Origin of the sequence: Flavobacterium sp. 2, from assembly GCF_049949195.1 — a bacterium.
Lineage (GTDB): Bacteria > Bacteroidota > Bacteroidia > Flavobacteriales > Flavobacteriaceae > Flavobacterium.
In genome coordinates this window covers 1,939,673-1,951,289 of the sequence record NZ_CP188206.1, presented here as the reverse complement: position 1 = coordinate 1,951,289, position 11,617 = coordinate 1,939,673, and the positions used below count along the sequence as shown (strand labels likewise).

The window sequence follows — 11,617 nt, the reverse complement described above, 5'->3', positions numbered from 1 at the left end:
ATTTTGATTTTTGAATATTCAGAATATTTTACAATAGTGGGTTGTAAATGTCAGATATTTAGATGTTTATGGTTGTTTAGTGTCAGCTGAATTGACATTTTTATTACCTTTAATACCCAGCAATAACTTTAAAAGAAAAAACCATGAAAAAGAAATTATTGATTGCGGCTGTCCTTTTAGGGACAATTTCATTTGTAAATGCGCAAAGTGTAGGAGAAATTACAAAAGCGGCGAGTAAGGCATCGACAACAGCAGTTCCTGCTTTTGATGTTGCCAGTATCTCGAATCAGGTTATGGGTGTATTGTCTCCAAAATTGAAATTAACTGAGGCACAAAAGCCGATTGTGAATTCATTGGTAAATGAAACTTTAAATAAAAAGAAGAACATTTTGCCTACAATGGCTACAGATAAGGCGGGTTATACTTCTAAAATGACAGCCAGTAGAGAATCTTTTATAGCTAAAATGAAGAAAAGCATAAGCCCAACACAATTTGATGCACTTACATCTTTATTGCCAAAATCAGCTTCGGCAGTGACGCCATTGGCAAAAATGCTTTATTAAAATAGTGTAAAATAAAAAAAGCAAAATAGATTTCTATTTTGCTTTTTTTATTTTCATTTATTAGAAAATGTCTTGCATTTAAAGACTTTCTTCTAAATAAGCAGGATCAAATTCATTTGTATCCTGAACTTCGGCAGTTACAGGCTTAGAAGCTTTCAGTGTATTGAATCTTTCCAGCATTTCTGTTTCACCTTCTTCACCGCTGAAATAAGGGAAAACATCCATAATTGCTGTTTCTGAAATGGCTGGAATAGAATATTCTCCCATTGTATTTTTCATTACGTGAAGTGTATTGTCAAAAGCTTCGCGAACATCATTTGCCTGAATAAGCATGTACATGCTTGTTTTTCTTTCCTTGCCACTTTCTTCATCATAAGCAATTAAAGTGATTTTAGATTTAAACCATCTGTCTGCATTTTCAAAAGGATGAATTTCGGCATAATTTGCCACTTTGATAGCTGTGATTTTGAATTCTTCACTAGTGTAAGCGACCATTTCTTCGGTCATTCTTTTTTCAGCTTCTGTATAAGATAAAGCATCAACCAAATAAGGTTCGGTTAAAACTTTTTGTCCTCCAGTTTCATCTGTTTTTCTATATTTTACTTTGCATTCGTACCAAGTTGCGCTCATTTTCTTGTAATTTTTAAGGATGTCAAAGATAGATTTTAAAGAGAAAATATGTTTCAAATTCTCAAATAGATATTCACAATTTAAAACAACTATTGATTTGTTAATTTTTGTTTAATGTTTTGTTGTTTATTGATTCTCTTTGATTTTTTAATTACAAATGTTTAAAACATGTATTTCATCGGTTATTAATGAATATGGTGTGTTTTATTTGTTAAAAATTTTTAAATTTTTTAAATTTAATAGATTTTGAATGATGTTTTTTCGAAGAATTTTACTACTTTAGATTAAACAAAATTTAGTTATCAGCCTAATGTATTTATTAAGGATAATTTAAGCGTATGAACAATATTCAGGATTTAAACATAAAAGAAGAAGTATTGCCTATTTTTGATTTTTCACTGAATAGCTTCACTAAAAAAAGGATTCTTTATTTATTAGAAACGCCTTTAACGACCGAAAGTCAAATTGTTGAGAGGCAAAATATTCTTAAAGGATTTGCTTTGAATAATGAGGTTTTGGAAAAGTACTCTTATACTGTTTTGTATTTAAATGAAGTTCATTTTTTTCTAAATAATTTTAGGGAAGAAGAAATCAACTGGAAACGCTTTCTGTTTTTTGGTCCAACTGCTGATGAAATTCTTACGCACAATAAAATCCATTTATTAATACTATTTTTTTATCGACTAGAGTCAACTTGTTTTACAAGATTAAATCTTATTCATTTTCCTGAATCATACAGAAAAGATTTGAATAGGATTTTGTCTTTTCTTTCTTTTTTTGAATTGAGTAAATACGAATATATAATTAGGGAAAAGCAATTAAAGAGCAAGCATCTCAAAAAAATAACAGCTAAAATTTCTGCATTGCAGGAAGAAGGAAAAATCGAAAAATTTTGGGACGATTTATTTTTGTTTGAATCGTATTTGTCGATTAGTAAAGCAATCATAAAACGTGAATTTGTTTTTCCGGTTCTTACAGAAAACACGCTGAATATTAATGATTTTTACCATCCATTAGTCGAAAATCCTATCAAAAACAGTTTTAAGGCATTTAAGAATGTAATTGTGTTAAATGGGCCAAATATGTCTGGAAAATCTACTTTTCTTAAATCGGTAAGTTTGTGTCTTTATTTAGGGAATTTGGGTTTTGGTATTCCGGCTTCTTCGGCAGAAATTCCATTTTGTACTGATTTTTCAATTGGAATAAATAAACGCGATGATATCTTGAATGGCTATAGTCATTTTATGACAGAAGTAATTAATGTCAAAGATGTTGTCTTGAAAGCGGCTGACGGCAAAAGATGTTTTGTTGTTTTTGATGAGCTTTTTAGTGGAACGAATGTTGAAGATGCATTAGAAATTTGTACCCGAACCATAAATGGTGTCAGTATTTATTCGAATTCGTATTTTTTAATTTCGACGCATATTCAAGAATTAAAAAATCTGACTAATGATACCGTTTCGACTTATTATCTCGACTGCGAGCTGATAGATAACATTCCAACATTTACTTATAAACTAAAAAAAGGATGGTCGGATATTAAAGTGGGAAGGATTTTGTTTGAAAGAGAAGGGCTGAATAAGCTTTTACAGGTTAATTAGTTTTTTTCATCTTAAATAAAAAAAAGCTCCAGATTTCTCTGAAGCTTTTTTTCATCTTAAATAAAAAAAAGCTCCAGATTTCTCTGAAGCTTTTTTTTATTTAAAATAATAACTTAAAAATTAGTATTTACTTTTTTAGAGCGATCTGCGATGTAAGAGATCAACCAGATTACTTGTCCTTCTTTTACAAAAAGTACTTTTTTCGATTGTAAATTTGGAATACTTTCAAGGCAAGTCTGTAATATATTATTAGCTGAAATAAGATATTGCTGGTCATAAGTGCTTAAAACTCTGGCAACTTCTTTATTGGTTTTTGCCTGGTTGGTAAACTTCACAAAATTGTTTTTCAGAATAGCATCATAATTGACAACATCTTCTAAAGTTAAAGGAATATAATGATCTTTTATTTCGTCATTGTAGTATAACGTTGCAAAAGCCCAAACAGCACCGCCAGACAAATAGATTTTATTTTTTTTAGCCAAGGGAGGATTTGCATCTAGTAATGCTTTTACTTTTTTACGCAAAACTGGATTAAAGTCAAATGCTTTTTCCTGATAAGTAGCCATGTCATTTGCCTGATTTGGATTGACAACTGTCTTTTTTACTGCGTCAGTAAGCGTCATTGTTCCAAAATCAAGTTCTAAAGGAATAAATTCTAATTTGTCGTCCTCAAGCTCATCAATATAGCCGCCTTTAGTAGTTTGAGCGCCAATATCAAGTAAGAATGCATTAGCAAAATCAACTGGAGGCATTGCACCTTTAACAAGTGTTTTTGCTTCTTCGTTAACGTTTAAAACGTCAAGATTTTTATTAGTTAGCGTATTAATTTTGGTTTTTAAAAGATCAATATTACGTGCTTGTGCAAAAACGGGAGCTGCTACTATAAAGATGTTTTCTTCAAGAAGTTTAAAATCAGTTTTTATTTTTTTTAATTGATCGACAACTGTAATACCAATTTTGTTGATGTCTTCTTGAGGAAGTTCGCCTTTTTCGGCAATATGTGCAGCAAAATCAAGTCTGTCTGTTGCAAAATAAAGAATTTTATAGTCGGCTTTTCTGATGTTGTTTACATCGACAACAGAAACTTTTATTGCTCTTCTTCCGATTTCAATTCCAGCGTAAACACTTTTTTGAGAAAATGCGTTTAGAGAAAAAAATAAATTTAAAAGAATAAAAAATAAAATTTGGGGTTTGTTTTTTTTAATCATTGGATTTAATTGTTGTTGTAATATAGTTGTGAATAATGATGTACGATATTGATTTGATTGTGTAAATTGTAAAGAAAGTGTACTCTGGATTTTTTGCGTTATACGTCATTTAAAAATCGAACGAGTTTATTATAGGTTGTTAGGATTATGGTATTTGGGTTTTAATTAATTTTTGCAAAAATCCGATAATTTGTTTGAAGAAAAAAGAACTTACATGTTTTTTTATTGTTACTTTTTGAAGGATTATTGAGTTTGATATTTTTTTTCAGAGAATGTCATAAATTTCTAGATTCTTATCGCCAATTTTTGATACAATTGTTAACGGATAAAATCTGCTAATATTTTTCCCAAACGATCTAAAACAAAAAAAGCTTCAGATTTCTCTGAAGCTTTTGCCTTGCTAAGTAGTCCGTGGGGGAATCGAACCCCCCTTACCAGGATGAAAACCTGGCGTCCTAACCGATAGACGAACGGACCTGTTTTGCTATTGCGGGTGCAAAAGTGCAAATAATTTTGGAATACGCAAACAGTTTTTTGAAAAAACTTTTTGAAATTATTTTGAAAACATCAAATTTAGAAGCAGAAAAGCCTGAAGTAATTTGTGTGATTAAGACTTATTTGTTTGATTCGTAATTGATTGTTTTATGTAGAGAATGAAATAAAGAAGTTCTTTTTCTTAAAATAAAAATTTAAAAAAAATAAAAGTTTTATACGTGATTTTTTGTTTTGAAAGAATATTCTCTTGATTTTGTAATTCCCTTATGTTAGAATGATCATCTTGTTTGTAAACAAAAAGAGGTTTTACAATGCTAAATGCTCCACAAGTTCAATTGATTTATTTGCATCTGGAAATAAAGATTAAATTTACGTGAACATTTGGTGTGAAATAGATTTTCAGAAACCATTGATTAATTCGAAATATAATTTTATATCAAAAAATGAACAAAGAGTTTACAATTAAAAACTTGACATTTAAAAATACTTGGAATTTGGGCGGACCTTTAATGTTTGTGTTTTTTGTAGGTTGGTGCGCTTTTAATGTTGGATTTGGAGAAGGTATATTAAGGAAATTGTTGATTTTTTTATATACGTCAGGGACTATTTTAGCAATGAGTTTAATGAATTATTTTTCAACAGTAGTTACAGTAAACAAGAGAGGTATATTGAAAAACAGTTTGTACTTTTCTCACTGTGTAGAATGGAAAAACATCAAATCCCTGAATGTTCAATTAATAACAAAAGACAAGTATGTAAAGACATTGGACAAAAAAGAATATTTTGATGAGTTTTACATTGGAAAAAAGGAGATTTTAATAAGTGATATTGAAAATCAACTCGATCAATCTACATTGATAAAGTGGAGAAAAATTATACGACTGCCTTTTAATGAAAGTATAACTGAAATATTAAAGCATAATAAATTGTTGTAAATTAGTGTTTTAGGAAATGTTGTGCATGCTCAAAATGTTCATAACAACAGATATAAACTGATTTGAAAATTTTAAAACAAAGAAAGCAATGCAAAAATTACAATTTAAAAAAGAAATTAAAGCATCAGCTCAAAAGGTATATGAAACGATGCTTGGCTTAAAAGACAAAGCCACTTACGAATATTGGACAGCAACTTTTAATCCTACTTCTACTTATGAGGGTAGTTGGGACAAAGGAAGCAAAATTCTTTTTGTAGGATTAGATGAAAATGGCAAAAAAGGGGGGATGGTTTCAGAAATTGCAGAACACAAACCTGCCGATTTTGTTTCCATTCGTCATTACGGATTTTTGGATGGAGATACCGAAGTAACCACAGGTGAACAGGTAGAAAAATGGGCCGGTGGACATGAAAATTATACCTTTCAGGAAAATAACGGCATCACAACCGTAATAGTTGATATTGATGTTATTGATGAATATTTGGACTACTTTAATGACAATTATCCAAAAGCAATGGATAAATTAAAAGAAGTTTCAGAACAATAAAAAATGAACAGATAAAACAGATTTTGGTAACTATCTTTATGAAGCAAATTTTGATATTGATATTTTTTCTAAGTTGCTTAATTGGACTTTCTCAGGAAAAGCAAAAAGTTGATGACAATCTTTTTTGGTATGAAGCAACATGCGAAAATGGAACGGAGAAAGCACAAACAGATTTTAATAATGGTAAGTATAATATATTTATAACAGGACTTACTGTTTCATTTGAATCCGAAGAAGAATTTTATAAATTTTATGACAATTACATGCTTGAAAAATACAATATAAAATTTGTAAAAAAGGGCTGCGTTATTACTGGTTCAATAAAATGTTATAAAGAAACAATGAAAAAGCTAGTTTTGGAGAAATTTGGCGTTGATGTATTTGAGAAGTCAAGAAAAGAAGCTAAAAAGGAGTTTGAAAAAAAATAAGATACTGTCCATCACAGCTGCTACAATGAATTTAAGCAATTAATTTAATGGAAAGTTTAACAATTAAGCAAATCGTTCAGAAACATTCGGTTTTGATGTGTTTGGTCATTTCTGTGATTTTGATCGTAATAGCATCCTTATTGTATCCAGGCGGGTCATTGCTTGACAAAAATTCTATTGGATTTAGCTGGTCAAAAAATTTCATAAGTAATTTGTTCGCTGCAAAAGCGATAAATGGGGCGGAAAATCCCGGCAGGATTTGGGCCATTATCGGAATGGCATTCCAATCGGTTGGTTATGGCGTTTTTTTTATCCATATGTCAAAAAAAATAGCTTTAAGACAATGGGCTAAAATTTTAAAATTTATAGGAGTTGCCAACATATTATTTATTTTCTTAATTGCAACACCCTTACACGATCTGGGAACAATATCGATCGTTTTAACATTAATCGGTTTATTTATTATTACTGTATTGATCCTAAAGTCAAAACTTCATTTACTTAAATTTTGCTGTATTATTTGCTTGTTGACTTTTTACTGTTTCTTTTTCCTATTTGGGTTTGGTTATTTGAGTTCAGCCATCATAATGCAGAAGGTCTATAATGCAAGCTCGATACTATTAGTTTTGGGACTAGAGTATTTTACCCAGTATGATGATTTTATAACAATTAAATCGGGAGAACAAAAAGTATAAATAACGAACTTGTAAAAACCGATGTAACTTCAAAATGTATACTGAATCACTACATTTAAAGATAAATAACTGTCTATAATTCTGTTTTTTATAAGTAGTAATTCTCACAAAAACTTCAGAATTAAAAACTGAATTCGTATATTGTTCTGCTAAAATTAACTTTGCTTTCAAACGTCTTTCAGTTCATTTTAATAGAAATCATTTAAATTATGAAAAAAACCTTAGTGCTCTTCAGTGCATTCTTAGCTTTTGCATCATGTTCAAAACATCAAGAGAAAAAAAATGTTGCCATCACTGGAATAGATTCCACATTGACACCTGGTAATGACTTTTTTAAATATGTAAATGGTAAATGGTACGATTCTGTATCAATACCTGCATCTCAATCCGGAGTTGGTGCTTATATGTTTATGAATTTCCCACAACGAATGCGTCTGCAAGGGATATTGGACAGTATTTCCAAAAGCACAAATCCGGCAGGAAGTATAGCGCAGAAGGTAGGAGATTTTTATGCATCAGGTATGGATACTGTAACCATTGACAAACGCGGTTATACACCTATCAAACCCTTACTTGCCAAAATTGACGCAATTAGTGATTTACCGTCCTTAATGAACTTTGTTGTTGATCAAGTAAAAGTGTACAATCCTTCGGTTATAAGTTTTGGAGTCTCACCTGATGATAAGAATAGCAAAATGAATATTGCCCAAATCTATCAAACCGGTATAGGTTTGCCAGATAGGGACTACTATTTCAAATCAGATTCGTCGACTGTTGCCATACAGGAAGCATACAAAAAATACCTTATTACATTATTTCAGCAAACTGGCAGCAACGCCCAGGATGCTAAAAAGAATGCTGATTTGGTTTATGGTATTGACAAGCAACTCGCGACTTCGCATAAAACAAAAGTTGAACTTCGAGATGTACAAGCAAATTATAATAAAATAGCGGTGACAGATCTTGTAAAAAGACACCCTAATATCGATTGGACTGCTTTTTTAAATAATTTAGGTGCTAAAACCGATTCTATTAATGTATGCCAGCCTGCTTATTATGATGCTCTTAATAAGCTCTTAAAAACCATTCCGCTTAATAATTGGAAAATTTACTTGAAAGCAAACTCTATAGAAAGATATGCTGATGATTTAAGTAAACCTTTTGTCGATGCTTCATTTGAATATACTAAAGTGCTTTCTGGTCAGGCTGTTCAAAAATCACGCGGCGAAAAAATGGCTAATGTCATTGATAGTTACTTAGGCGAAGCGCTGGGTGAATTGTATGTAAAGAAATATTTTTCAGAAGATGCCAAAAAACGCATGTTAGTTCTCGTGAATAATTTGCAAAAAGCGTATGGCAAAAGAATTGATAAATTGGAATGGATGAGTCCAATCACGAAACAAAAAGCGAAAGAAAAATTGTTCGCTATTACTAAGAAAATAGGATATCCAGATAAATGGAGAGACTACAGCAATGTGAATGTAGCTAGAAACACTTATTTTGAGAATATTATTTCGGCTTCTAAAGCTGCGTATCAATTTCAATTAGCAAAATTGGGCAAACCAGTCGATAAATCAGAATGGTTTACTACAGTTCCGACAGTTACCGCATATAATAACCCTACTGCAAATGAAATTGTTTTTCCTGCAGGTATTTTACAAGCCCCATATTTTGATAATAATGCAGATGATGCACTTAATTATGGTGGAATAGGAATGGTTATAGGTCACGAAATAACTCATACTTTTGATGATCAAGGTGCTCAATATGACAAAGATGGAAACTTGAAAAACTGGTGGACAAAAGAAGATTATGCACAGTTTAAGTCAAGAATACAACAGGTTATCAATTTGTATAGTACTTATACTGTTTTAGGCGATCTACATATTAATGGTGCAATGACAGTTGGCGAAAATACGGCAGATATTGCTGGAATAGCAGTTGCCTATGATGCTTTTAAAATGACCGAACAAGGAAAAGGAAACACAAAAATCGACGGATTTACTCCAGACCAACGCTTCTTTATTTCTATAGCTAAAATATGGCGAGTAAAAATGAAAGACGAATTTCTGCGTTTGTGGATTAATAATAACCCACATTCTCCACCAAATTGGCGTGTTAATGGTCCGCTAATGAATACTACGCCTTTTTATGATGCATTTAATGTAAAACAAGGAGATAAAATGTTTTTACCGAAGAAGGATAGGATAACGATTTGGTAATAGTATGGATTTAGGCAATTGGCTTAATAGAAATTTGGTTTTGAATTGGGGATGATTTGATAATTCCGAAAATAACTTGAAAAACAATGTTGCTACCTAAAAAAGCTTAAAATGACAAATGTCCAAGAAAATGTAGTATGGATAACTGGTGCTTCATCAGGTATTGGCAAAGCAATGGCTTTTGAGTGGGCACGATTAGGATATAAAGTTGTTCTTTCTTCCAGACGTAAAGAATTATTGGATAAAGTGGCAGATGAAATTAGGCTTTCCGGTGGTGAAGCATTGGTAATTCCTTGTGATATAATGGAAGAAACTGCTATTGAAACTGCTGTCCAACAAATCATTGAAACATGGGGGCGAATGGATGTTGTAGTTGCAAATGCAGGTTTTGGTGTTTTTGGAAGTGTAGAAAAACTAACAGCCAAAGATTGGAACAGACAATTACAAGGAAATGTTATTGGCTTAGCTTTAACGATTAAATATGCATTGCCCTATTTAAAGAAAAATAATGGAAGGATTGGTTTGGTAGGCAGTGTAGCTGCGTATCTTCCTAATCCAAACATTGGTGCTTATGGTGCTTCAAAAGCTGCTGTGCACTCTATTGGTCTGACTATGCAAGTTGAATTAATGGGAACAGGTGTGAGTTGTACTACGTTGCATCCCGGATTTGTGGCTTCAGAAATTGCAAGAATTGATAATGACGGAGTTTGGCATCCAGAACAACCAGATCCACGTCCGTCAAATTTAATCTGGCCAACCGATAAAGCAGCAAAAGTGATGGTAAAAGCTGTTTTAAAACGAAAGCGGAATTATGTTTTTACTGGACATGGCAAAGTAGTGGTGTGGCTCCAAAATTGGTTTCCTGGAATAGTAAGATTTATAATTTCAAAAGGTCCAAAACCCGATTCATAAAAAGATTAAATTAATATTGATTAACGTTAGCGTCTCGTTCATGAACATGCCTTATGTTCACGAACGAGACGCTAGCATTTTTGGCAGATAAAAAGAAAAGACAACTTATCTTGAATAATGAGGAAAGCCGTAAAGAAGAGTAGTATTAATGATTTATTTTTACTAACGGAATGCTAATTGTATGTGAAATTGGGTCGCTTTGCGTGTTTTTTTTACATACAAATAAGTTGGGAACAATTTGGGAAAACACGAACGATAAAAAATAAATTTAAAAAATGACTTTCATTAAAACAATTTCTACATTTTTAATTACGATTTTATTAGTTACAACAACTTTTGGACAAGAGTCTAGACATAAAACGAAAATTTTATTAATCGGGACAATTCATTTTGAAAACCCGCATACAGATAAATTTGAGCTAAAAACGGACGATTTTTTAAGCGCTAAGCGACAAACTGAATTAGAAGATTTGACTAATGTTCTATCTCAAACAAAGGCGACTAAAATGATGATTGAAAGACCAATTGAAAATCAACGTTCTAGCGATAGTTTGTATAATTTATATTTAACAGGTCATTATAAACTTACAGTTTCAGAAAGAGAACAAATTGGTTTTAGGTTAGGTAAAAAATTAAAATTAAATCAAATAAACTGTGTTGACAAATTCTATGGATTGGTACATGATAGTTTAATGGCTGCAACCGCAAAAGAAAACAATCAACTTTATTTGCTAAAAGATTTAGGAACTCAGGCAAATGCAATGATAAGTGATTTTGATAATCAGTTGAAAAAAGGTACGATAACCGAAGTTTTAAAATACATAAATAAACCTGACGAATTAAAAAGAAATTTATCAATTTATCTAAAATTTATAGCAAAAATTGGAGCAGGTAAAAATTTTGCAGGAGCAGAATATGTATCAGATTGGTATTTAAGAAATCTTGCTATTTATGCTAATATAACAAATCAGATAAATGCAAATGACAAATATGTTATTCTAATATTTGGACAAGGACATATTCCTATTTTAAAACACCTGTTACAAAACAATGATGATTTTGAAATTGTTGAGGTAAGTAGCGTATTAAAATAAAACTGCTGTCAACCACTTGAGTTCACGAGCGAGACGCTCGTGATAGCGGGGGATCGTCAGACATATAAACAAGTTAGTAGGTATTTTGGAAGAAATCGTAACACGAATGAAAATAACAAAATTTATAATATTCATTTTTTTAGTTTGTCTTTTCGGCTGTAAAAAGAGCAATGAAACTTCATTTGATGATAATCAGAAGTATGTAAAATTACTCTGGAGAAATAAACAATTTGATTGGGTACCAACAACATTGGTTGCGAAAAACAAGAAGTTGTATTTCGGAAATG

General features: G+C 31.4%; 11 protein-coding genes and 1 tRNA gene. 9 read left to right on the top strand and 3 right to left on the bottom strand.

Annotation, left to right across the window (positions count from 1 at the left end; translation table 11 throughout):
• Positions 1-143 precede the first annotated feature (143 nt).
• Entirely contained in the window at positions 144-563 is a 420-nt protein-coding gene (locus ACNFIH_RS08310; protein ID WP_426486255.1) for a hypothetical protein, read from the top strand.
• 78 nt (positions 564-641) lie between these two features.
• Here ACNFIH_RS08310 and ACNFIH_RS08305 read toward each other — a convergent pair whose 3' ends face one another.
• Positions 642-1,193: a DUF4494 domain-containing protein gene (locus ACNFIH_RS08305; protein WP_426486254.1), complete on the bottom strand. Its 552-nt coding sequence runs from the start codon at positions 1,191-1,193 to the stop codon at positions 642-644.
• 338 nt (positions 1,194-1,531) lie between these two features.
• Here ACNFIH_RS08305 and ACNFIH_RS08300 point away from each other — a divergent pair, with 338 nt between their 5' ends.
• Positions 1,532-2,794: a MutS-related protein gene (locus ACNFIH_RS08300; protein ID WP_426486253.1), complete on the top strand. Its 1,263-nt coding sequence runs from the start codon at positions 1,532-1,534 to the stop codon at positions 2,792-2,794.
• Positions 2,795-2,907: 113 nt separating this feature from the next.
• On the opposite strand, the gene ACNFIH_RS08295 is transcribed toward ACNFIH_RS08300, so the two are convergent.
• Entirely contained in the window at positions 2,908-4,002 is a 1,095-nt protein-coding gene (locus tag ACNFIH_RS08295) for an exopolyphosphatase (RefSeq protein ID WP_426486252.1), read from the bottom strand.
• A 405-nt stretch (positions 4,003-4,407) separates the two neighbouring features.
• A tRNA-Glu gene (locus ACNFIH_RS08290) sits at positions 4,408-4,479 on the bottom strand.
• A 461-nt stretch (positions 4,480-4,940) separates the two neighbouring features.
• Here ACNFIH_RS08290 and ACNFIH_RS08285 point away from each other — a divergent pair.
• The 7 genes from ACNFIH_RS08285 to ACNFIH_RS08255 all read left to right on the top strand — a co-directional run bounded on the left by ACNFIH_RS08285 (position 4,941) and on the right by ACNFIH_RS08255 (position 11,330).
• Positions 4,941-5,432 (top strand): hypothetical protein, encoded by a 492-nt coding sequence (locus ACNFIH_RS08285; protein ID WP_426486251.1) that lies wholly within the window; start codon positions 4,941-4,943, stop codon positions 5,430-5,432.
• Positions 5,433-5,520: 88 nt separating this feature from the next.
• Complete coding sequence (locus tag ACNFIH_RS08280; protein WP_426486250.1) at positions 5,521-5,979, top strand: SRPBCC domain-containing protein; 459 nt, start codon at positions 5,521-5,523, stop codon at positions 5,977-5,979.
• A 38-nt stretch (positions 5,980-6,017) separates the two neighbouring features.
• On the top strand, positions 6,018-6,407 hold the full coding sequence (locus tag ACNFIH_RS08275; RefSeq protein ID WP_426486249.1) for a hypothetical protein: 390 nt from the start codon (positions 6,018-6,020) through the stop codon (positions 6,405-6,407).
• Positions 6,408-6,454: 47 nt separating this feature from the next.
• Positions 6,455-7,102: a hypothetical protein gene (locus ACNFIH_RS08270; RefSeq protein WP_426486248.1), complete on the top strand. Its 648-nt coding sequence runs from the start codon at positions 6,455-6,457 to the stop codon at positions 7,100-7,102.
• Between the two features lie 209 nt (positions 7,103-7,311).
• Positions 7,312-9,324: a M13 family metallopeptidase gene (locus tag ACNFIH_RS08265; protein WP_426486247.1), complete on the top strand. Its 2,013-nt coding sequence runs from the start codon at positions 7,312-7,314 to the stop codon at positions 9,322-9,324.
• Between the two features lie 111 nt (positions 9,325-9,435).
• Complete coding sequence (locus ACNFIH_RS08260; RefSeq protein ID WP_426486246.1) at positions 9,436-10,236, top strand: SDR family NAD(P)-dependent oxidoreductase; 801 nt, start codon at positions 9,436-9,438, stop codon at positions 10,234-10,236.
• A 275-nt stretch (positions 10,237-10,511) separates the two neighbouring features.
• A complete protein-coding gene (locus tag ACNFIH_RS08255) occupies positions 10,512-11,330 on the top strand; it encodes a DUF5694 domain-containing protein (RefSeq protein ID WP_426486245.1) in 819 nt (272 codons plus the stop codon).
• The last annotated feature ends 287 nt before the right edge of the window (positions 11,331-11,617 follow it).

Excerpts from the sequence above, each read along its gene's own strand:
- ACNFIH_RS08305 (WP_426486254.1), bottom strand. The coding sequence starts at position 1,193 with ATGAGCGCAACTTGGTACGAATGCAAAGTAAAATATAGAAAAACAGAT.
- ACNFIH_RS08275 (WP_426486249.1), top strand. The coding sequence starts at position 6,018 with ATGAAGCAAATTTTGATATTGATATTTTTTCTAAGTTGCTTAATTGGA.
- ACNFIH_RS08265 (WP_426486247.1), top strand. The coding sequence starts at position 7,312 with ATGAAAAAAACCTTAGTGCTCTTCAGTGCATTCTTAGCTTTTGCATCA.
- ACNFIH_RS08300 (WP_426486253.1), top strand. The coding sequence starts at position 1,532 with ATGAACAATATTCAGGATTTAAACATAAAAGAAGAAGTATTGCCTATT.
- ACNFIH_RS08260 (WP_426486246.1), top strand. The coding sequence starts at position 9,436 with ATGACAAATGTCCAAGAAAATGTAGTATGGATAACTGGTGCTTCATCA.
- ACNFIH_RS08295 (WP_426486252.1), bottom strand. The coding sequence starts at position 4,002 with ATGATTAAAAAAAACAAACCCCAAATTTTATTTTTTATTCTTTTAAAT.
- ACNFIH_RS08280 (WP_426486250.1), top strand. The coding sequence starts at position 5,521 with ATGCAAAAATTACAATTTAAAAAAGAAATTAAAGCATCAGCTCAAAAG.
- ACNFIH_RS08270 (WP_426486248.1), top strand. The coding sequence starts at position 6,455 with ATGGAAAGTTTAACAATTAAGCAAATCGTTCAGAAACATTCGGTTTTG.
- ACNFIH_RS08310 (WP_426486255.1), top strand. The coding sequence starts at position 144 with ATGAAAAAGAAATTATTGATTGCGGCTGTCCTTTTAGGGACAATTTCA.
- ACNFIH_RS08285 (WP_426486251.1), top strand. The coding sequence starts at position 4,941 with ATGAACAAAGAGTTTACAATTAAAAACTTGACATTTAAAAATACTTGG.
- ACNFIH_RS08255 (WP_426486245.1), top strand. The coding sequence starts at position 10,512 with ATGACTTTCATTAAAACAATTTCTACATTTTTAATTACGATTTTATTA.